This is a genomic window from Jiella avicenniae, assembly GCF_021390325.1.
Taxonomy (GTDB): Bacteria; Pseudomonadota; Alphaproteobacteria; order Rhizobiales; family Rhizobiaceae; genus Jiella; species Jiella avicenniae.
The window spans coordinates 208,587-229,601 of the sequence record NZ_JAJUWU010000003.1; the positions used below are offsets into that span (position 1 = coordinate 208,587).

The 21,015-nt window shown below is 68.7% G+C and carries 23 protein-coding genes; 1 reads left to right on the forward strand and 22 read right to left on the reverse strand.

The genetic code is table 11. The features are described from left to right. Positions 1 to 48: 48 nt before the first annotated feature. The 22 genes from LZD57_RS03205 to LZD57_RS03310 form a co-directional block, all read right to left on the reverse strand. Positions 49 to 450 carry a hypothetical protein gene (locus LZD57_RS03205; protein ID WP_233717679.1) on the reverse strand — a complete coding sequence of 134 codons (402 nt, stop codon included), beginning with the start codon at positions 448 to 450 and terminating at the stop codon, positions 49 to 51. Positions 451 to 609: 159 nt separating this feature from the next. Beyond that, the gene (locus LZD57_RS03210) at positions 610 to 1,917 is read right to left on the reverse strand and encodes an ATP-binding protein (protein ID WP_233717680.1); all 1,308 of its coding nucleotides are present in this window, start codon (positions 1,915 to 1,917) and stop codon (positions 610 to 612) included. Between the two features lie 140 nt (positions 1,918 to 2,057). Beyond that, the gene (locus LZD57_RS03215) at positions 2,058 to 2,729 is read right to left on the reverse strand and encodes a response regulator transcription factor (RefSeq protein WP_233717681.1); all 672 of its coding nucleotides are present in this window, start codon (positions 2,727 to 2,729) and stop codon (positions 2,058 to 2,060) included. A gap of 100 nt (positions 2,730 to 2,829) precedes the next feature. Continuing rightward, a complete protein-coding gene (locus LZD57_RS03220; RefSeq protein WP_233717682.1) occupies positions 2,830 to 3,357 on the reverse strand; it encodes a hypothetical protein in 528 nt (175 codons plus the stop codon). Positions 3,358 to 3,438: 81 nt separating this feature from the next. Continuing rightward, positions 3,439 to 7,320, reverse strand: a complete 3,882-nt coding sequence (locus LZD57_RS03225; protein WP_233717683.1) for a baseplate multidomain protein megatron — start codon at positions 7,318 to 7,320, stop codon at positions 3,439 to 3,441. A gap of 3 nt (positions 7,321 to 7,323) precedes the next feature. Further along, complete coding sequence (locus LZD57_RS03230) at positions 7,324 to 7,755, reverse strand: NlpC/P60 family protein (protein WP_233717684.1); 432 nt, start codon at positions 7,753 to 7,755, stop codon at positions 7,324 to 7,326. Further along, entirely contained in the window at positions 7,752 to 8,642 is an 891-nt protein-coding gene (locus LZD57_RS03235; RefSeq protein WP_233717685.1) for a DUF2163 domain-containing protein, read from the reverse strand. Before LZD57_RS03235 ends, LZD57_RS03230 begins: the two co-directional genes overlap by 4 nt. Continuing rightward, on the reverse strand, positions 8,639 to 9,274 hold the full coding sequence (locus LZD57_RS03240; protein ID WP_233717686.1) for a DUF2460 domain-containing protein: 636 nt from the start codon (positions 9,272 to 9,274) through the stop codon (positions 8,639 to 8,641). Before LZD57_RS03240 ends, LZD57_RS03235 begins: the two co-directional genes overlap by 4 nt. A 2-nt stretch (positions 9,275 to 9,276) precedes the next feature. After that, positions 9,277 to 9,849 (reverse strand): phage tail tape measure protein, encoded by a 573-nt coding sequence (locus tag LZD57_RS03245; RefSeq protein WP_233717687.1) that lies wholly within the window; start codon positions 9,847 to 9,849, stop codon positions 9,277 to 9,279. Positions 9,850 to 9,871: 22 nt separating this feature from the next. Beyond that, on the reverse strand, positions 9,872 to 10,117 hold the full coding sequence (locus tag LZD57_RS03250) for a rcc01693 family protein (RefSeq protein ID WP_255699761.1): 246 nt from the start codon (positions 10,115 to 10,117) through the stop codon (positions 9,872 to 9,874). Continuing rightward, on the reverse strand, positions 10,114 to 10,476 hold the full coding sequence (locus tag LZD57_RS03255) for a gene transfer agent family protein (RefSeq protein WP_233717689.1): 363 nt from the start codon (positions 10,474 to 10,476) through the stop codon (positions 10,114 to 10,116). The genes LZD57_RS03250 and LZD57_RS03255 overlap by 4 nt, the downstream gene beginning before the upstream one ends. Positions 10,477 to 10,478: 2 nt before the next feature. After that, positions 10,479 to 10,892: a phage major tail protein, TP901-1 family gene (locus LZD57_RS03260; protein WP_233717690.1), complete on the reverse strand. Its 414-nt coding sequence runs from the start codon at positions 10,890 to 10,892 to the stop codon at positions 10,479 to 10,481. Positions 10,893 to 11,076: 184 nt separating this feature from the next. Next, positions 11,077 to 11,487: a DUF3168 domain-containing protein gene (locus tag LZD57_RS03265; protein WP_233717691.1), complete on the reverse strand. Its 411-nt coding sequence runs from the start codon at positions 11,485 to 11,487 to the stop codon at positions 11,077 to 11,079. A gap of 125 nt (positions 11,488 to 11,612) precedes the next feature. After that, a complete protein-coding gene (locus LZD57_RS03270; RefSeq protein WP_233717692.1) occupies positions 11,613 to 11,846 on the reverse strand; it encodes a hypothetical protein in 234 nt (77 codons plus the stop codon). Next, positions 11,846 to 12,178, reverse strand: coding sequence for a phage head closure protein (locus LZD57_RS03275; RefSeq protein WP_233717693.1), 333 nt, complete (start codon positions 12,176 to 12,178; stop codon positions 11,846 to 11,848). The genes LZD57_RS03270 and LZD57_RS03275 overlap by 1 nt, the downstream gene beginning before the upstream one ends. Continuing rightward, on the reverse strand, positions 12,178 to 12,735 hold the full coding sequence (locus tag LZD57_RS03280; protein ID WP_233717694.1) for a head-tail connector protein: 558 nt from the start codon (positions 12,733 to 12,735) through the stop codon (positions 12,178 to 12,180). Before LZD57_RS03280 ends, LZD57_RS03275 begins: the two co-directional genes overlap by 1 nt. Before the next feature lie 89 nt (positions 12,736 to 12,824). Then, positions 12,825 to 14,078, reverse strand: a complete 1,254-nt coding sequence (locus tag LZD57_RS03285) for a phage major capsid protein (protein WP_233717695.1) — start codon at positions 14,076 to 14,078, stop codon at positions 12,825 to 12,827. 47 nt (positions 14,079 to 14,125) lie between these two features. Beyond that, complete coding sequence (locus LZD57_RS03290; protein ID WP_233717696.1) at positions 14,126 to 14,560, reverse strand: HK97 family phage prohead protease; 435 nt, start codon at positions 14,558 to 14,560, stop codon at positions 14,126 to 14,128. A gap of 49 nt (positions 14,561 to 14,609) precedes the next feature. Then, complete coding sequence (locus tag LZD57_RS03295; protein WP_233717697.1) at positions 14,610 to 15,824, reverse strand: phage portal protein; 1,215 nt, start codon at positions 15,822 to 15,824, stop codon at positions 14,610 to 14,612. 324 nt (positions 15,825 to 16,148) lie between these two features. Next, positions 16,149 to 17,366, reverse strand: a complete 1,218-nt coding sequence (locus LZD57_RS03300) for a DNA-packaging protein (protein WP_233717903.1) — start codon at positions 17,364 to 17,366, stop codon at positions 16,149 to 16,151. A gap of 115 nt (positions 17,367 to 17,481) precedes the next feature. Beyond that, complete coding sequence (locus tag LZD57_RS03305; RefSeq protein ID WP_233717698.1) at positions 17,482 to 17,934, reverse strand: hypothetical protein; 453 nt, start codon at positions 17,932 to 17,934, stop codon at positions 17,482 to 17,484. Between the two features lie 148 nt (positions 17,935 to 18,082). Further along, entirely contained in the window at positions 18,083 to 18,637 is a 555-nt protein-coding gene (locus LZD57_RS03310) for a YcgN family cysteine cluster protein (protein ID WP_233717699.1), read from the reverse strand. A 186-nt stretch (positions 18,638 to 18,823) separates the two neighbouring features. On the opposite strand from LZD57_RS03310, the gene LZD57_RS03315 reads away from it, so the two are divergent. Further along, a complete protein-coding gene (locus LZD57_RS03315) occupies positions 18,824 to 20,983 on the forward strand; it encodes a transglycosylase domain-containing protein (protein ID WP_233717700.1) in 2,160 nt (719 codons plus the stop codon). Positions 20,984 to 21,015 lie beyond the last annotated feature (32 nt).

Consider the following 21,015-nt stretch of genomic DNA (forward strand, 5'->3'; position numbering starts at 1 on the left):
GATCGAGCGCCGCGGTCCGCCGGAATCGCGAATCGTGAGCTCGGCCGGTCACGCCACCGGCTTCCACAGCCCCGCCGCGGTCTTGCACGCGACGCCCGTCGTCTTGACCGGCCGCGTTCCGGCCGAGACCACGTGCGAATAGGCGCGGCAGTCCTGCGATCCGACGCGGTAGACCTGCGTCGGGACGACCTCGCCGCTGTAGCCGTCGACGCTCCAGCGCACGGGCTCGCCGGCCGGGCTGAACTGCAGCGCCTGGAATTCCGCCTCGACGGCCTTCGTCCTCGCGTCATCCGGCATCTGCGCGGCAAACGCCGTCTGCCCGACGAGCCCTCCCGCCAGGGCGACGGCACCCGAGGAGATCGCAGCCGGGCTCGACGACGATCCGAAGCCCAGGCAGCCGCCGAGAGGCAGCGTCGATAGGAGAACGGGGAGTGCCGTTGCCAGTCTCATTCGCGAAGGTCCAGGAGCGGGAGAACGAAATGTCGAGGATCGAGCCCTGGGATGCGCCCCCGGGCGCGCCGATGTCAAGGATCGGACGGACGCGGTCGACGGCAAATCGGCCCGGCGTCGTCGAGAAACGATTGCCGGCTGGCGAAGCCACGATATCGGCTATCGCATCCGCGGCAGCGTGACCTTCGCAGACAGGCCGCCGAGGTCGGAGCGGCCGAGTTCCAGGGCGCCGCGATATTCGCCGACGATGTCGCGGACGATCGACAGGCCGAGGCCGCTGCCGGGAGTGGCCTCGTCGAGGCGGCGGCCCCGCTTCAACGCCTCACGGATCTCTTCCGTCGACAGTCCCGGCCCGTCGTCCTCGACGGCGACGGCGAGCCGGTCCGGTCCTTCCGCCCGGCAGGACAGGCGAATGCGGCTTCCCGCCCACTTGCCGGCATTGTCGAGGAGATTGCCGACGACCTCCTCGAGGTCCTGCCGCTCGCCGGCAAAGATCAGGTCGCCCGTCTCCAGGTCGTCGAACTCGACGTCGAGGCGCGGGTTCAGCTTGGCGATGACGCGGGCGATGCGCTCCAGCACCTCCCGCACCGGGGTCCGGAACACGATACCCTGGCTCTGCGCGGCCATCCGCGCCCGGTCGAGATAATGCTGCACCTGGCTGCGCATCCGCTCCGCCTGTTCGGAGACGACCCGGCCTTTCTCGGCATCGAAGCTCGCCGCCTCGTTGGTGAGGATGGCGATCGGCGTCTTCAGCGAATGGGCGAGATTGCCGACCTGGGTGCGCGAGCGTTCGACGATGCGGCGATTGTTGTCGATCAGGGCGTTCATCTCGAGGGCGAGCGGCTCGATCTCGATCGGAAAGCCGGTCTCCAGCCGCTCGGCCCGGCCCTCGCGAATGGCGGCGAGCGAGCCGCGCACCCGCCCGAGCGGCCTCAACGCGACGAGGATGACGACGACGTTGACGAGTACGGTCCCGAGGCCGACCACGCCGAGATAGAACAACAGCGTGTGATCGAAGTCCCTGATTTCGTCGAGAACGGAGGAGAGGCTGCCCATGACCCGGAAGCGGGCGGTGTGGTTGTCCGAATCGAGAACGACCTCTGTCTCGAGCACCGCGAGAGTTTCGCCGTTGAGGCCGGGCTCTTCATAGGTGCGGCGATACATCTGGTCGAACGGAACCTCGGAGACCTCTGCCTGCGGAACCGTCAGGAGCACGAGCGAGGCCGAGGTCAGCCGTCCCGACGTGTTGTCCGTCGCCGGAAGGACCTCCCAGTACCAGCCGGAGAGCGGCCGGGCATAGCGGAGATCGCCGAGGTCGGGATCGCCCCTGAGCCGGCCGTTCTCGTCGACGCTGACGGCGTTGACGAGATTGTAGAGCTGGGCGCCGAGAAGGTTTTCGAAGCCCTGGCGTGCCGTCCGCTCGTAAAGGGTCGAGATCAGCGCCCCCGCGACGAAGAGGGCGACCACCGCCCACAGGCTGGTGAGAAAGATGACCCTGGCCGTCAGCGAGCGCGGCAGGAAGGGTGCGTCGGTCCGGGCGCCGGCCGACCGCGACGCAGGTCGGGACAGGAGCGGGCCGAGCCACTCCCGGACGGGCCGAAGGAGACTCAGCCCTCGTCTCCCTCGGCCGCCATCCGGTAGCCCTGGCCGCGGATCGTCTCGATCAGGTCGGCCCCGAGCTTCTTGCGCAGGCGCCCGACGAACACTTCGATGGTGTTGGAATCACGGTCGAAGTCCTGATCGTAGAGATGCTCGATCAGCTCCGTGCGGGAGACCACGGCGCCTTGATGATGCATCAGATAATCGAGCAGGCGATGCTCGTGGGAGGTCAGCTTGAGCGGCGTGCCGGAGACGGTGACGCGCGAGGTCCGGGTGTCGAGGCGGACCGGGCCGCAGAGAATCTCCGAAGAGGCGTGGCCGGCGGCGCGACGGATCAGCGCCCGCACCCGCGCCAGCACTTCCTCGACGTGGAACGGCTTGGTGACGTAGTCGTCGGCGCCGGCGTCGATGCCCGCGACCTTGTCGCTCCAGCGATCTCTGGCGGTGAGAATGAGGACCGGCATCGTGCGGTTTTCGCGGCGCCAGCGCTCCAGAACGCTGATTCCGTCCATCTGCGGCAGGCCGATGTCGAGCACGATCAGGTCGTAGGGCTCGGTATCGCCGAGGAAATGCCCTTCCTCGCCGTCATAGGCGCGATCGACGACATAGCCTGCGCCGGTCAGCGCTTCGGTCAGTTGGCGGTTGAGGGTCTCGTCGTCCTCGACGATCAGGATGCGCATCGCTTCGGCTCTTCTCCTCAGGTCTCGCCGCAAGTCCGGACCGAAGCATTCTGCGGCGATCTCTGGACGAAAGCGAGGCCGCCGAGGGCCAGACGGGCTGTCATGGCTTGATCGTGACGGTCTGCTTGCGGGGCCGCTGGTTGCCCTTGCCGGGAACGAGGACGGTGACGACGCAGACGGTCTGGCCGCCCTGCGTCTGGGTGGAGACCGAAAGCACCTGTCCGCCGGTCTGCCGCGCCGCCCGGCTCGCGGCTCCCGAGCAGTCGCCCGCCGCCACGCGCACCGGTGCATCGGAGTCGTCGCGGCCGAACCCGGCGACTGATCCGCCGGTGAGATCCTCGCCGCCCTCATATGCCATGGCCGGCTCGGCCGCCAGACCGAACGCCACCGTGAAAGCCATGATCGTGCGAAGAAACGTCATTCTGGTCCAATCGAGAGTAAGGCCGATGTCTTCACCCCAACGAGAACGTTCTATCAAGGCGCGGCTGAATGACGAATGAATGTCGAAGACCGCCGACTGTCCGCCGACAATAGGAAGCATCGGCGCACAGGGATAGAGTGCGCGATATATGGAAATGCTCGTGTCGTTCGCTGCGTGAATGGAGGCTGCTCGCGGAAAGGGCTGCATGGGCCCCGCTCATGCGCCCCGACCGGCATCGCGCGCAGAGCATCGGCCGCGCGGAAAACGCGCTGCCGATCGCCGGTCTCGTTACGACGGCCGAGAAAACGTCGCACGGCGCGGCGTTCCGGCCCCCCAGACAGGGCTGACCTGCGCCACGTTTGCCTCGAAGACGTCGAGAAGTCCACCGAAACGGGCCGTCTGATCCGCGGCCGAGACGGCAAGCGACGGCTCGGCCGTTTCGACGACCATCGTCGTCCCGGCGCCGTCGTCGATCACCGCGCGATAGCGCTCGGCCTCTTCACCGAGCGGCACGTCGACGACCGACCAGTTGTCGCCGCCGCTGCGCGTGCGGCGAATCCAGCTAAGTTCGAAGGCCCCGTCGGCGGCAAATCGTGCCTCGAGATGGACCGGCGAAAGCGGCCGCACGGAACGTTTGCCGAGAGCATGGGTCCGAGCGACGACGGAGGCGTCGTCCCGGCCTCGGCCGATCGGCTGGATGCGAAATTCGATGGACCGGCCGACCTCCGCCGCCTCGATGCCGAGCGAGGCGCTGGCATGGTCGAGGAGGACGAATAGCGCCCCGGGCACCGCGCCCGCGGCCATGGCGTCCTCGGTGCCGCCCTGGGCGCGCAAGAGGCGGGACAGGCGAAATTCACCCGATGCGATCTCCTCGGCCCGCTCGAACTGCAATACCTCGAACCCGCCATCGGCACACTGGACGGCGCAGAGATTGCCGCCGGCCAGCATGGAGGCGGCGGAGATCGACGACAGAGCGCCGCGGGGCAGCGCAACGGTGATCGCGTTGGCCGGATCGATCCGGCCCTCGGGCCCCGGCTGGAGCGCGGACGTCAACCGTCCCAAAGTCCCGGGACGCGTGACGCGCGTTCGTGCCTTCAAGGTCCCGTCGTCGGCAAGGCTCGACACCTCGTAGCCGGCGAAGGGCGAGGCGCTGACAGCGATCCGCGCGCCCTCAAAGCCGGCTTCACCGGGTGGCAGCGGAAGGTCGAGAAAGGCGACGAAGGGCCGCGAGGCGAGTTTCGGACGGCCGGATCCGAAATCCGGGATCGTGCCCGAACTGCCGGCGCCGGCCCCGCGCATCGGCAGACGCCTGGTGCTGACGCGGCTCGAAAGGCCGGTCTCGATGCGCGTCACGAGCCATTCGCCGCTTCGGCCTTCGAGCTTCAGCACGTCGCCGACGGAGGGAGCGAGGTCGCTTGCCGGCACGGCGAAGTCGGCCGTCTCGGTCGCCGTTCCGCCATCGGCGAGCATCGCCGCCGCAAAACCGCTCGCCTCGCCCTCGTCGAGGATCGCCGGGACGCTGACGAGCCGTCGGCGTGGGGAGGAGACGCTGGCCCGCATGGCTTCGGCGCTGCCCGGCTGATAATCGCGCCAGGGATCGAGGAAGGAAAGCGCCACGGCGTCGACGGTCTCCGCCGCTTCGGCACGCCGCAATTCGACGAAGGGCTTGTCCTCCTCTTCGACGAAGGCGTCGAGCGTCCTGCCGACCCGCAGCCGATCGAGCGAGCGGACGACCAGCGCGCCGTCCTCGACATGGGCCACGGCGCCGACGAGCCCGAAGAGGCTTTCCAGGGATTGCCGGGCGCTGTGAGGCCCGGTTTCGACCCAGCCGGTCAGCATGGCTTCGAGACCGGTGAGATCATGCGCCTCGATCCCGTGGTCACGCAGGATCGAGGCAGTGAGGGCGTCCACCGGGGCGGTGCCGAGCCGGCCGCTCAGCCAGTGGCCCCGCCGCCAGTTCTCGCCGTCGCTCCAGACGTCCGCCCGCCCGGGAAAGGCCGGAAACGGTCGTGCGTCCCAGGTCCAAAGATGGATCGCATCCGCCGGCACCATCCGGCCGCCATAGACCGGGGAAAAAGGGTTTGCCGCATCCGAAAACCCAGTCGATCCGGGCGTCCAGTGGCCGAGATGGGCTTCCAGGAAACGTCGCTGGACGAGGTCGTCGCGCCTGCCGTCCGAAAAGTGCGGCAGGGCGCTTTCGGAGGATTTCGGATCGACGAAGAGGTTCGGCTGGTTGGCGCCCTTGTCGATCGCCGGGCAGCCGAGTTCCGTCAGCCAGATCGGCTTTCCCATCGGCACGAAGGCCGTGGGCTCGGCGAGTTCGACGCCGCCCCGGCGTTCGAAATGCGGGTTCGACCACCACGACAGGAGATCCTTGGGGCGAAATACCCAGGGCTTGCCATTGGCCCCGTCGGTGATCGGCGTCCGGCGCCTTTCCGTCCGATCGGCCTCGCTCGCATAGTACCAGTCGTAGTACTCGCCGCCGGCGATGCCGGCGGCAAGGCCGTGGCGATCATAGATCGACGGCTGACCATCGTCTTCGTCGCCCCGCCAGTCGGTCAGCGGCAGGTAGTCGTCGATGCCGATGGCGTCGATCGCCGGGGAAGCCCACAGGGGGTCGAGATTGAAGAAGACGTCACCGGAACCGTCCTCGGGATGATAGCCGAAATATTCGCTCCAGTCGGCGGCATAGGTGACGCCGGCGTCGGGCAGGATCTCCTTCACCCCTTCGGCGATCGCGATCAGACCCTCGACGAACGGAAACCGGCCGGCATCGTCGCGGATGCGGGTGAGGCCGCGCAGCTCCGAGCCGATGACGAAGGCGTCGGCGCCGCCTGCCGCCGCTGCCAGATGGGCATGATGGAAGATCATCCGCCGATACGACCATTCGCTCGGCCCGTGATAGTTCACCCGGCTGCCCGATACCGAAAAGTCGCCCGGCACCGCAGTGCCGAGGAACGCCGCGACGGCGGCGCGCGCGGCTGGTGTCCCGTCAGGACCGTCGGCCCGGCCCACAGCGACGTCGAGGGTGATCCGGCCCCGCCAGGGAAATGCCGCCTGCTCGGCGCCGCCATGGGGGTCGGGCAGACCGTTGCCGGGCGGAACGTCCATGAGGAGGAAGGGATAATACGTCACCTTCAGCCCGCGATCCTTGAGCGCGCGGATCGCCTGCAGGACGCCGGAATCGCTCGGTGTGCCGCCGAAGGACGCGCCGCCGCCGGAGCTGGAGACGACCTCGGCGTCGCCGCGATCGAGGCCGCTCACCCGCCAGTCCTCGTTTTCGTGCCGGGTATGCACCTCGACCTTCGGACGGATGCGGCAATCGCCCGCCCTCAGGTCGTCGCCGAACCAGGAGACGACCAGTGCCGCCCGTTCGAGCTTCGGGCAGAGCGCCCGGAGTTCGTCGATCGAGGCCTCGATGTCGCTGTCGGCGTAAAGGACGTTGCGGTTGATCAGCCGGTCCTCGCCCTCCGCCAGTTCCTCGCGCACCCGCCGCGGATCGAGGCCGTGCTCGCTCGCCCCCGGAATGAGGGTGACCGCGCGGATCTCTTCTTCCAGCCGGCCGATCGGCCGCAGCACCTCGCAGCTGATCTGCGGGATCCGGTTGCCGTAGCGCGCCAGGGGCAGCCGTTCGAAGACGAGATAAGCGAGACCGCGATAGGCGGGCGCATTGCCCGCGCCCTGTTTCACCTCGATCAGCGGATCGGGGAGTTGCTCTTCGTCTCCGCGATAGACCCTGAACGCGGCGTCGGAAAGGTCCATCTCCTCGCCGTCCGCCCAGACCCGGCGAATGGCGGCGATCGGTCCCTCGCAGAGACCGACCGCGACATTTCCGAAATAGCTGTAGGTGGTGACCTCGCTCGACGCTCCACCGCCTTTGCCGCCCTGTCGCTCGGTCTCTGACTCCTCCTCGAAGCGGGTCGTCCACAACACTTGTCCGGCAACGCGCGCGGTGCCGTAGACCCGGGCGATGCCGGCGCCCTCGTCGGCGGTCATCACCCGGCCCGCCTCGATCCGCGGGCCCTCGTAATGCGACGTCTGCGAAAACAGCGAACGGTCGATCGCCGAGCCCGCCAGCGCCCCGGCGGCACGGCCGATCACCGCGCCGATCGGGCCGCCGAAAATACTGCCGATCGCGGCGCCTGCCGCCTGAAGAACGATGGTCGCCACGATCTACTCCGGAAAGCGGAAAGCGCCGGCGATCCTGCCGCGCCAGCTGTTCGGCAGCGCGGTCGAGACGACGCTCGCGCCCTGATAGGCGTGGATGATGCGCCCACCCTCGTCGACGACGGCGCAGTGGGTCGCCGGCGCGCCGATGCGCCAGCGAAACAGGAGGACGTCGCCGGAAAGGGCCGACGCGACGTCGATCGGCATGAGATGCCGCTCCGCCGCCGCCATCAGCCGGTCGGGCCCGGCGCGCAGGCTCCATGTCGTGGCATAGGCGCCCGGCTCCTCCGGTTCTGCACCCCGCAACTCCCGCCAGATGCCGCGGATCAGCCCCAGACAGTCGCAGCCGATGCCCTTCGCGGACCCCTGGTGGCGGTATGGCGTGCCGAGCCAATCCCGGGCGATCTCGAGCGCCAGGGCGCGCCTGCCCTCGCTCATGGTACCACCGGCGAGCCGTCGTGGACGTCGCCGGACTTGGCGGCGCGAAGGCTGGCATCCGTGCCGGGAATATGCGGAAAACCGCGGAAGTTGAGATGATTGGCGAAGCGCTCGCGGCAGGTCGAAAACTGCTTGTCGCAGCCCTGGACGAGGCGGAAGCGATCGCCGGTCGCAATGGCGGCGACGATCGGCGAGGCCATCACGATCCGCACCCGACCGGTCGTCGACGCGACCGCCGAGGCCACGTCGGCGGAGAGACCCGCCGCCTCGCCATCGAGCATCGTCAGCCGCCCGAAGGCGTAGCGATCGGGCGGTGCCCCGAGGGGCGTTTCCGTCACGATCCACCCCTCGCCGGCGGAGTGCCCCGTGCATTCCACCGTGAAGGGTGGTTCCGAGAGATCGAACCGGCAGCGCGCGTCGCCGAGGACGGCATCGCAGCGTCGGCGATAGATCCGCCCGTGAATGGCCTCGAGCCTCCCCGCCACGCTCCTCAGCTCCGCCGTGAAGGCCGTGTCGCCCCGCCGCACCTCGCCGAGGTCCGACAGGTCGATCCGAACATGAGCCTCAGGGTTCTGCCAGTCGGCGACGAAGGTCTCGATCGTCGCGCCGTCGAACCGACCGGCGGCGATGTCGGCCTCCTCGATGGAGGCCGCGGACAATGCGCCTTCGACCTCGCCCGTCGTCGCGCCGAGGCCGAGTGCGGCTTCCGCCTCGCTCGCCGTCAGCCCGGTCGCCGCCTCGAACCTCGTGCCGTCGAAGCTCAGCGCCTCGTCGTGGTCGGTGAAGCCGAGGACGACGCCGTCCTTGCGCGTCAACCGCCAGCAATGGGCGAGCGTCGTCACCGGACCTTCGATGGCGACAGCCAGATCGGCGGGGAGCGTCCTCATGGCCTCACCTCGATGAGCGGAATGGTCGGAATGTCGCCGGCCTCGAAGGCGGCGATGTTGACGGCGATCTGGTCGATGTCGAAGCGCACCGGAACGTCGAACTCGAAGCCGGCGGTGATCGCAGTGCCCACTTCGGGCGGATCGTCGAAACTGACCACACCCGTCGCGTCGTCGATCGACAGCCCGGTCGCCGTCTCGGCGCCCGCGACGGCGATCCGGACGGTGCCGCCGACGGGCTTTTCGATCGGCCGGAGATAGGCCCCCTCGCCGCTGCCATAGATCTTCACGAGCGGGAACTGCCGTGTCTCGCCGTCGCCGGTGCCGATCGCCTGGTCGATCGGGGAGACCGGCCTGCCGAAGCGCGCCGAGGCATGGTCCAGCGGGTCGCGAAACCGGAAGCCGGTGAGCCGTCCGCGCATCGCCTCGAAGAATTCGACGAGGAGGGCGAGATCGGCGAGGCTCTTCAACCCCGAACCGGCGTCGTATCGCCTGACGGAGCGGAAGAAGCGCTGGTTGCGCTTCTCGAAGCCGGTCGACAGCCGGACGATGTCGGTGCGCCGTTCCGGCCCGCCGCTGGTGCCGAAGGCGATGCGCAGCGGGAACCGCTCTTCGCTGAAAGCGACGATCGCCATGGTCAAAGGCCCCTTCGCCCGCGGGACGCGGCTCGCGTCAGCATCGCCTGGATCTGCGCCTCGGCGCGCTTGAAGCTCGGCGCGTCGGGGGTCGAGACGTTGAAGACGATCGTCGAACCGCCCTGCCCGCGCGGCGCCGCGACGCCGAGCGTACCGTCGGCGCCGCGCGACAGCGGCAGAATCGCCTCGGCACCTGCCTCGCCCATCAGCCCGATCCGCCCGCCGGCCGGAAAATAGCTCGGCGCCGCGACGACCCCGCCCTTGGCGAAGGGCAGGATGCCGCCGCCCCCCGCCGACCCGCCACCGCCGCCGAAGGCCGAGAACAGCTGGCCGACGGCGTTCGAGGCGAGATTGCCCAGCGGCTTCAGTGCAGCGTCCAGCGCGATGGTCGACAGCCTCTGGGCCAGCTGCTGCAGCACGCTTTCGAAGGAGCGCCCCCCGGTGACGGCGCCCGCAAAAGCAGAGGTCAAAGCCGAGCCGAACCGGTCGGCCTTGCTGGACAGATCGGAAAGCGCCCTGTCGAGGCCGCTCGTGTCCGCCCGGATCGCGACGGTGAAGGTGTCGTCCTCGTCCATGATGAAATCCCGATGAGAATGGTCAGGGGCATTGCCGATCGATGTCGGGAAAGCGGTGCATCAGCCCGAAGAGTTCGGCGGCCGAAGGCGCAGTCGCGCCGGCCTGCCGGCGGGGCGAAAGCACGCTGGAAAGTTCGCGCGGCGTCATCCTCCAGAACGCCTCGGGCGACAGCCGCAGGAGGCCGAACCCCACGGCCATCGCCTCGTCCCAGGGAAAGGCCGCCGGTCGAGTCCCGCTCCCGGCGTCGCCTGGTGCCCCGTGCGTCAGGACCCCGTTGCGGAAGGGTTTGCGTTGCCCTCGTCGGCCGCCTCCCCGACACCGCCGAAGGCCGCCGCCAGAAGCTCCACGGCGATCGCCGCCGCCCCGGCCGCTGCGCCTTCGAAACGCATCGCCGCAACCTCGGCGTCCGAGACGGCTTCGCCTGCCCCGCGCAGGCCCGCTCCGACGATCCGCGTCAGGTCGCGGGCCGAAAGCTGCCCGCCGCGAAACCGCGACGAAAGCTCGGCGAGATTGTCGGCCGAAAACGCGTCCTCGAGTTCGGCCAGCGCACCCAGCGTCAGGCAGAGCCGCCGCTCGCGGCCGTCGATGACGGCGGACACCTCGCCACGCCTGCGATTGACGGCCATGGTCAGATCGCCTCGAAGGTCAGCGCACCCGCCGATTCCAGCGTCGCCTCGAAGGTCACCTCGCCGTCGTGCTCCCCGCCATATTCGAGCGCGGTGACCTGGAACGGCCCGGTCACCCTGCCGAAGTCCGGGATCACCGCTTGGAAGGCGGCGATCCGCGATTCGAAGAACACCTGTCGGAGCGTCGCATCGGAAGCTGCGTCCTTGAAGATGCCGGCGCCCGACAGCGCAGCGCGCTGCACCCCCGCCCCGCCGAGAAGCTCCCGCCAGCGCCCGGCGCTTTCGGAATCGGTGATGTCCACCGTCTCGGCATTGAAGGCGATCCGCCGGCTTCTCAGGCCGGCGATCGTGGTGAAATTGCCGTCTCCGTCCTCGTCGATCTTGAGGAGGAGATCCTTGCCCTTTTGCGCGCCCATCAGTCGGTCCCGTTCAAGCTGTGGTGGACACGGCGCCATCCCGCCGCGGCAACGAAAAAGGGCGGCCCGATGAGGACCGCCCTGGATGATCGTTCGATATCTGAGGGCTGATGGCCCGGGGACTTTCCGCCGCGCTTCGTCAGTCAGCGCGTGCCGGACTATCCTCGACCTTCGCCCCGTTTCCTCAGGCCAGCGGCTCGGTCACCGCGCGGAACCGCAAAATGCCGTGATAGGCCGCGCTGTCTGGCTCGCGCCGGGCTTCGGCGAATTGCAGCCGAAGGTTCACCAGATGGTGTCCCTCCATGGGCAGCGTGGCGTCGTTCAGCTTTTCGGCCACCTTGTCCATGATCTCGTAGGTCTCGGCCTTGCCGCCGCCCTTCGCCCAGACGTGGAGGGTGAGGATGTGCTCGGCCCCGTCTTCGGTACCGGTCGACCAGTCGACGACCGCCGTCCGCCCCAGAGTGAGATATGGGAAGTTCGCCCGTTCGGGCCGCCGATCGAAGACCTTCGGGCCGCCGAGCAGCGCCGTCAGCGACGGATCGGAGGTCAGCGCGGAGAAAATCGACTGCTGGAGTTCAGCGCTCGGATGCGCCATCGCTTTCTCCCTCGTTCCCTTGCAAGTGTTCGCCGTCGTGGCGTTCACTTTGCTTGTCGCCGTGAAACATAACTCGAAATGGTTTCCCCGTCTTCGGGTTCAACGGCCGGATTTTAACTTTTTCGCTACCTTTCGGATTCACGCGAGTTTTCGCCGTCGAGATCGGCATTCGCCGAGAAAGGATCGGCCAGGAGAGCCCGTCCGGCGGATGTTCTGGCGAGGTTCGACGTCCGCGGCAGGGCCTCGGTCTGCCGCAACGGGTTTCCCGCTTTCGTCCGCCCGAGCCCCTCCTCGACGAGTTGCCGAAAGCTCTTTCGCAGCCGCTTCTGCCGGACCGTGGCCGTCAGCCGGATGCTCATCAGCGCTCCTCCTCGCAACGGCACACGAGATAGCGCCGGCTCTCGTCCGGATCGTGGACCGACAGAATGATCAGCCGGCGCCCGCCGAGCCGGAACGACAGGCCCCGCTCGACGATGTCGTTCGCCCGGCAGAGCACCCGATGCGTCACGTTCGCCTCGCGCTGGCCGAAGCGTTCGCGCGAGGCGACCGACAGCGGCTCGATGCGCACCGAGAGTTCGCGTACCTCCTGCCAGACCGTCTCGCCGCCGCCGGCGCCATCCGGGTCGACTACCGGCTGGTCGAGGGCAACGCGGCGATTGAAGACGCCCGGATCGAGAAACAGCGGCGCCATCAGATCCGCACCTGCCGGTAGGACGCGAGCAGCCGCTCGGCGAGCGCCGGCCGCAGCGCCGGTTGCATGCCCGGCTCGATCAGCGCCCGGGCCTCGTAGCTCGCCGCCACGATCGCCTGCAGCGCAAGCATGAGATCCGCCGGGCATTCGCCCTCTGCAAAGCCGGCAGTGAATTCGATCTCGACGCCGTTGGCCGCCGCGTCGATCACGGCGTCCGACAGCCGGAAGCAGTCGGTCCCCCGCGGCCGCTCGGCGATCGCCTCCGCGGCACTGAACGACACCGGATTGCCGGAAGCGTCGAAGGCGGTGACGCTCTCGACCGCGACGAGCGGGCGCCGCGTCGCCTCCACCCAGCCCCCGCGCGGCACCGGATCGAGCGCCAGGCGAAAGCTGCGGGCAATCAGCGCCAGACCCGTCTCCCGCTCGATCGCCTCGCGGCCGGCGGAAATCAGGCCTGAAATCAGCCCGTCCTCGTCGTCGCGCTCGATCCGCGCCCAGGCCTTCGCGTCGGCAAGCGCCAGCGGCTCGGCGGAAAGGCCGAGGTCGATCGTCGTCATCGTCAATCTCCGGAAATGACGGAGACCCGGCGGGTCGCGCCGGGCCTCTCTTCAAGGTCGGTTCGTCGGGCCGGCTCGCCCGGCGTCGATCAGGCCGAGAAGTCGAGCAGCTTCGCCGCGTCGAAATCCTGGATGCCGCCGCCGACGCGCTTGGTCGTGTAGAACAGGACGTAGGGCTTGGCGGAGTAGGGATCGCGCAGGACGCGCACCCCCTGCCGGTCGACGACGAGGTAGAAGCGGGAGAAGTCGCCGAAGGCGATGGCCGAAACGCCGGGGGCGATATCCGGCATCTCCTCGGCCTCGACGATCGGGAAACCCATCAGCGTCGCCCGCCCTCCAGCCGAGGCCGGCGGCAGCCAGAGATAGTTGCCATCCTCGTCCTTCAGCTTGCGCACCGTCGCCTGGGTGCGCCGGTTCATGACGAAACTGGCGTTCTGGCGATAGCCGGCCTTCAGCGCATAGACGAGGTCGATCAACGCGTCGGCCGCCTCTCCGTCGAGGAATCCGCCGTCGGCGCCGGTCGAGACGGTCCCGACCTTGCCCCAGCTCCAGGCGCCCTCGTCGGCCTTGGTGTAGGTCATGAAACCCTTCGGCTTGGCGATACCGTCGCCGTTGACGAAGGCCGCGCCCTCCTGCGCCGCGAAGGCCTGCTCGACCTCCTCGCCGATCCAGCGGTCGATGTCGACGGCCGCATCGTCGAGCAGAGCCGCCGTCGCCGCCGGCATGGCGTAGAGCTCCATGGTCGGAAAGGTCAGCTCGGCGAGCTGCGGCGCATCCGTCTGGTTTCGCACCGCCGTCTCGCTGACCCAGCCGCTCTCGGCGCCGGAGATCGCGAAAGGCTTCTTCAGCACCGCCGTCGAAACCGTCCGCACCGAGGCGATCGAGCGGATCGGCGAAATCGTCGCCAGCCTGCGGCCGATTTCCGTCTCGGTCTCGTCCGGCACCAGGAAGCCGCCGTCGGCGCCCGTCAGGCTCGACATCGCCTTTTCCTCGAACCGCCGGAGCGCCGCCTCGTCGCCGCCGCGAACATAGCGCTCGAAGGCGCCCTTGTGCTCGCTCGCCGCCGCGCCGCGCCGCGCCGGCTCCTCGCTGCCGAGCGCCGGGCGCATGCCCTTCAGCGTCAGCCGCTCGATCGTCTGCTTCTGCGCGTCGAGAGCGGCGGCGATCCGGTCGACCTTGTCGCTGGTGACGACGTCGCTCGCCATGCGCTTTTCGACTTCTTCGAGCCGCGCGTCGTTCGCCTCGCGAAAGCCCTCGAAGAGGCGCATCATCTCGTCCTGCAGGCCCCGCACCTCCGGGGTGACCGTCTTCGTCTCGAAGCCGGCGTGCGCCGTTTCGTCCATGTCGTTCTCCTGTTTTGAAGGGATCTGCGGATTGTCGCGGACGGGGCTCAGCCGATGACCGTCAGCCGCGCTTTCGCCTGCATCGGGAAGGTCACGAGCGAGATCTCCCAGAGGTCGACGGTGACGAGACGCCGCCTGGCACTCCCGCTGCCACGCCGGGCGAGCCTGGTGCGAAAGCCGATCGACAGGCCGTCGATCGCGCCCGCCGCCGCCAGCGCCGCCGCCTCTCGCCCCCCCGCCGTGTCGAGGGCGAACTCGCCCGTGACCTTCAGCCCGGTGCGGTCCTCGGCGATCTCGATCCAGCGGCCGACCGGCCTTGCCGGATCGTGCTGCCAGAGCATGCGAACCTCGCTCGCCCGCCGACCGATCAGCGAGGCGGCGAAGGCGCCGGGCTCGATCCGGTCGCCGGAAAGATCGACCTCGCCGAAGATCGCCGCATAGCCGGAAAAGCGCGCCGGCGGCGGCATCGGAACGGCTGCCATCGGCGGGGCCGGGTGACGATATCCCGCCGCGGCGGTGGCGCCGCGCGTCTCAATCCTCCCGGCCATAGCCGACCGCCTCCCGCTTCTCGCCGCGCGTCAGAAACTCCGCTGCGCCGACCCTCGCCCAGAGAGCCTCGCGCTCCGCCGAAAGCCCCTCGACGGCGTCGAGATCGATCGACAGCGTCAGCCCCGGCTCGCCGAGATGCGCCCCGAGCCAGGCGCCGAGCGCCCCGGTGATCCGCTTCACCAGCGGCAGCACGGTCAGGCGGTAGAGCGCGCGGTTCGCTTCCGAGTAGTTCGAATAGGTGGCGTCTCCCGGAATGCCGAGCAGCATCGGCGGCACGCCGAAGGCGAGCGCGATGTCCCGCGCCGCGCCGTTCTTGGCCTCGATGAAGTCCATGTCCTTCGGCGACAGCGCCATCGCCTTCCAGTCGAGCCCGCCTTCGAGCAGCAGCGGCCGCCCGGCCCGCGCCGCGCCGGAATAGCCGGTCTCGAGCTCGCTCTTCAGCCGGTCGAACTGGTCGGGCGAGAGATTTCCGCCCCCCTCGGCCTTGTAGATCAAAGCGCCGGAGGGCCTTGCCGAGTTGTCCAGCAGCGCGCGGTTCCAGCGCGCCGCGGCGTTGTGGAGGTCGAGGGCGTTCTGCGCCGCGCCGAGCGGCGGAAAGCCGCGGTGGTCGGCGAGCGGATGAAACAGCGACAGCGCCAGGATCGGCGCCGGCTCGCCGCCCGGCCCCTCCGCCGCGATCCGCCGGACGCTCATCCCCACCCTGTATTCGTAGGCTTCCGGCCAACCGTCCGCCCCCTCGACCAGCCGAACCCGGTCCGGCCGCAACGGATGCAGCGCCCGCACCTCGCCGTCGAGCAGCGCGGCTTCGACATAGGCGTTGCCGGACAGAAGCAGATGGCCGCAGATCGCCTCGACGAAGGCCGCCCCGTCGGCCATCGGGTTCGGCCGCCGGAACAGGTCCAGCAGCCGATGCTCGCTCACCTCGCTCTCGCCGTCGTAGAGCAGCAGCGGGATTGCCGCCGCCGCCTCGCTGATCAGCCTCACGGACCGATAGGCGACCGGGTTCTGCATAAAGCCACTGCGCGCCAGCGCCCCATAGGAGCGCTCGACCCAAGCCCCGTCGCCCCCGCCGGTGAAGACCAGCGTTCCTGCCACGGTGGCGGCGGATTTCCGCTCGGCAGGTGCCGTGGCGCCGCCCTCGCCCGGCGGCTGTAACGGCGCGCCAAACCAGCCCGCGATCGTTCCCGCAAGTCCCATGTGTCGCTCCGATGTTCTGGAATGCTTGTGGCGATCCGCCATTTTCGCGGCCGGCAATCGCTTGAGCCGCGCCCGTCGCGCCCTCCTCTGTCCTGCCGGACATCTCCCCCACACGGGGGGAGATCGATCTCGCGCCAACGCCTCGCCCCCATTCGAGCGATCGAGCTGGCATCACGGCCGAAGTAGCGGCGCCGCACGACAAAGCTGCCGATCTCCCCCCTTGTGGGGGAGATGCCCGGCCGGGCAGAGGGGGGTGCCTCGGCGCGGACCTCACCGGAACACGCGCGTACCCGCGGCTCCCGACCCTCATGAAACCCGCAACCTTCAAAGCCCCCGGATCCGCGGCGCGTCCCCGCCGCCCGCCAGCGCATTCACCGCCCAGACTAGCGCATCCAGCCGGTCCGGGGACCGCCCACCCGACAATCCGTCCGCGCCGAAATCCGCCATCTCGTCTTCGAGATCGGGAAACCGCCCGGCGTGCCGCACGCGCCCCCGTTCGTAGAGCGCGGCAACGGGCTCGGCCCGCAGCCACTTGCCGCGGCTCGCCCGCACCGCCTGGAACGGCGTATCCGGCGCCGCCGCCCGGATTACTGCCTCGACCATGTCGCCGCCCTGGTTCACCTCGGCGACGATCCGGTCGGCCTCGAGCGCCTGATAGAGCCCGATCGCAGCGCCCGCCCATTCATGCGGCTTCGCCCGCCGGCGGCTTCTGTCGGCAAGGACGTAGATCGTGCCGTCGGCGCCACGCCCCGCCGCGACGATGCCGCAGGCGTCGGAGCGCTTCGTCGAGGTCGCCGGCGGGTCGATCGCGACGACGATCCGTTGCAGCTTGTCGGGGGGCGCACAGCGTTCGCGCTCGATCCGGGCGATGTCGAACAGCCCGTCCTCGCGAACGCCGAGGATCTCGCCGTCGAGTTCCTGCCGGCCGAGCCGCGTGCCGCCATAACGCTCACTCATCGCAGCGAGAAATCCCGGCGCGAGGTTCCCGGCGTTCTCCGCCGTCGTCATATGCGTCGTCACGGTCTGCGCATCGGCCGTCAGCCGCTTCAGAAGCGGGATCGGCCGCGGCGTCGTGGTGAACAGCGCACGCGGCCGTTCGCCCAGCCTGAGCGCCAGCTGCAGATTGTCGAAACATGCCTCGCCATGCACCCATTTCGCCAGTTCGTCGCCCCAGGCGAGATCGAACTGATAGCCCCGCAGCGCGTCCGGATCCTCCGACGAGAAGATCTGCGCGATCGCCCCGTTGGCAAACACCAGCCGCCGCCGGCTCGCCTCGAAGACCGGGCGCGGATGGCCGGCGACGGCGAGCAGACCGCTCTCCCCGTCGATCATCACCTCGCGCGCGTCGGCCAGCGTCTCGGCGAGAAGCCCGATCCGCATGTGCGGCCGATCGGCGAAAGGGCTCTCGCCCGCCGCCATCGCCTTGATCCATTCCGCCCCTGCCCGCGTCTTGCCGGACCCCCGCCCGCCGACGATCAGCCATTGCCGCCAGCCGCCCGGCGGCGGCAGCTGCGAGGGACGAGCCACGTCGACCCAGGCCATCGCCGAGCGCTCAAGGACCGGTCCTGTCTGGCGTCCGATCAACTGGCCCGTCTTGTTCCAGAATTTCGTGTCGGTCAGCGGGCCCAGTTCTTCGTCGGGAGCCTCCTCGTCTTCGCTATGCCCCATCAGCACCCCGACCGGTCGCCTTCGGCCTCGCCGTCCGTCCGCGCCCTTTCGCCGCCTTCGGCGCCGCCGCCGCTGCTTCCGTCCCGTCCGACCCGGCGAACAGCCTCGGCCCGCCGACGCGCCGCGCGTCGAGCGCCCGAAGCTGGCGCATGAAATCCTCGCGCAGCCGCAGCGTCTCGGTCTCGTCGTCCCGCCCGGCGCTCGCCTCCAGCGCCCGCAGCTCCAGCAGCTTCTCCAGCGTCCGCGTCAGAAGGCCGAGCGCATCGGCCCGCTCCTTGAAACCCGCCCGTGCCGGCTGTCTCGATTTCGCCTCCGCGCCGGCCTCGGCCTTGCTTCGTGGCGCCGCCCTCGCCATAGGACTTACGTCCTTGTCATCTTCTTCCAGCCGCGCCACCTCGCGCATCAGAAGCGCGAACAACCGGTCCGACAAAAGCTCCGCCATCGGCTCTCCGAACCCAAGCCGCCTCCGGCGTCGCCGCAAGAAAAGACCCTGCCGCGCCGAACCGGAAACGAAAAGGCGGCCCCGATCGCCCGGTGCCGCCGACAGAATTTCGATGATGTCTGAACCCTACCCGACCACCGTCACGCAGTCAAGGAATTTTTTCATATTTCTTTTCTGACGGATCACCCTCGTCCCATCCGGCCGCATCGTCGTCCACGGCCCCTTGGGCGTCCAAATCCTCCCCCGGCCAATCCACCACATGCTCCTCGTAGTCCTCCAGCTCCATGCCCTCCTCGCTCACCGTGCGGTCCCGCACCGAGACACCCGCCTGATGCACCGTCTCGCGGTCGCCGGAGACGAGGTGGTGCCACCAATAGAGGTCCCGCCCCTCTGCGACGAGGCGGTAAGCACAGGAGGGCGGCAGCCAGGTGAGCGAGCGCACGGCCTCCGGCGTCAGGCCGACACAGTCCGGCACCACCGCGTGGCGCGTCTCGTACTGCCGGCAGCGGCAGGCATGGCCGTCCAGAAGCCGACAGGCGACGTCGGTCCAGGCGATCTCGCCGGTGTCCCAGTCCTCGAGCTTGTTGAGGCAGCAGCGCCCGCAGCCGTCGCAGAGCCGTTCCCACTCCTCCGGCGACATCTCCTCGAGAGACTTCGCCTTCCAGTAGGGCACAAGATCGTGATCGGATACGGGGTCGGACATCGGGAAACCATGCGGTGAATTTTGAAGATTTTTCCGCAGCCTCGACCTATAACCGCGGACGGGGACGACGTAAGATGTGATCGAAGGCCGCACAAGGCGCGGCCGGAAATGGCCATGGGTCGTGGGAGGGAGGCGCAGCCAGCGCGGCCCCTTCCATGCGCGTGGCCCAAGGCGATTGGCTGGGCCGTGCAGAACGAGACGAATCAACCCCGGAAGCGCCGGCAACCCTCGCGCCTCATCGAGGTCGATGCCTGGATCGATTCGAGTCTCTGGCGAGCCTATCATGCCTTCGTCGCCTGGTGGGAAAGCGTCACCATCGTCTCGCGCAAGTTCCGCGCCCGCGGCTTCAACCGGGTTCTGGTGGAGCTCGCCTGCGAGGGGCTGACCCTCGGCCTCGTCGGCTTCGTCCTGTTGTTCGCGCTCGCCCAGCCGGCAATCCGGATGACGAAGAACGGCCTGCCGCAGGAGAGCGACTACTCCGTGCAGTTCCTCGACAAGCATGGCGAAGAGATCGGCCGGCGCGGCATCCTGCGCGCCGCCGCGGTGCCGATCGACGAGATGCCCGACAGCTTCATCAAGGCGTTGCTCGCCACCGAGGACCGCCGCTTCTTCGACCACTTCGGCATCGACTTCCTCGGCCTGATGCGCGCCATGACCGTAAACGCGCAGGCCGGCGGCGTCGTCCAGGGCGGCTCGACCCTGACGCAGCAGCTCGCCAAGAACCTCTTCCTGACCAACGAGCGCAGCCTCGATCGCAAGATCAAGGAGGCGTTTCTCGCTCTTTGGCTCGAGTCGCACTATTCCAAGCGACAGATCCTCTCGATGTATCTCGACCGCGCCTATATGGGCGGCGGCACCTTCGGCGCGGCGGCGGCGTCCGAGTTCTATTTCGGCAAGAACATCCGCGACGTCTCCCTCGCCGAGGCCGCGATGCTGGCGGGTCTCTTCAAGGCCCCGGCGAAATACGCGCCCCACATCAACCTTCCGGCGGCACGCGCCCGCGCCAACGAAGTCCTGACCAACATGGTCCAGGCGAATTTCCTCACCGAGGGCCAGGTGATCGCCGCGCGGCGCCAGCCGGCGATTGCGATCGACCGCTCCTCCACGCCGTCGCCCGACTATTTCCTCGACTACGCCTTCGAGGAGGTGCAGCGCATCGCCCAGACGAGCGGCATCAAGCAGCGCAATTTCACCGCCCGCACGACCGTCGACCTCGATTTGCAGAAGCTCGCCGACGAGGCGGTGGAATACAACCTGCGTCAATACGGCAAGACCTACGACGTCGGCGAGGCGGCGATGGTGGTGCTCGCCGCAGATGGCAGCGTCCGGGCGATCGTCGGCGGCCGCGACTACGGCGTCTCGCAGTTCAACCGCGCGACGCGGGCGCTGCGCCAGCCGGGTTCCTCCTTCAAGGTCTATGTTTATGCCACCGCCATGCAGGAGGGCATGAAGCCGTCGGATACGATCGTCGACAGCCCGATCACCATCGGCAAATGGTCGCCGCAGAACTACGGCCGCTCGTTTTCCGGCCGGGTGACGCTCGCCAACGCCCTCGCCCGCTCGCTCAACGTGCCGGCCGTCAAGCTCTACCAGAAGGTCGGCTTCGACAACACGGTGAAGACCGCCAAGGCCATGGGCATCGAATCGAATCTGCGCGGCGACAAGACCATGGCGCTCGGAACCAGCGAGGTGACGGTCATGGATCAGGCGACGGCCTATACCGTCTTCGCCAATGGCGGCATGAACCCCAACCGCCATGCCATCCAGCAGTTGATGGATCCCACCGGCAAGGTCGTCTGGGACGCCCGCCGTGACATGCCGCCCCGCCAGCGCATCCTGTCGGAACAGGCGACGCAGTCCATGAACGAGATGCTCGTCGGGGTGAGCGAACACGGCACGGCGCGCAAGGCGCAGCTGTCGATGACCCGGGTCGGCGGCAAGACCGGCACCACGCAGTCCTATCGCGACGGCTGGTTCGTCGGTTTCACCGGCAATTACGTCGGCGCCGTCTGGTTCGGCAACGACAGCTTCCGGCCGACCAACCGCCTGACCGGGGGCTCCCTTCCCGCGCTGACCTGGCAGCGCTTCATGGAGGCCGCCCATCGAAACGTCGAACTGAAGCCGATTCCCTTCCTCGACAACCCCTTCCCGGCGAAGAGCGACGAGGTCGCGGAGGCCGGGGCCGACAGTTCCGGTCCCGCCGCCCCGGAGACGCTCTCCCGCAAGACCCAGGACGTTCTCGCCGACATCGCCGAGCAGCTCGATCAGATGAAGCCGCTCGATCCCGAACAGTTGGCCTCGGCCGGGACCTCCGCCGGGGTAGCGGCGCCCGCCCGCGCCCAGTAGCCCGATCTTTCAGAGCCATCGCCGGTCGATTC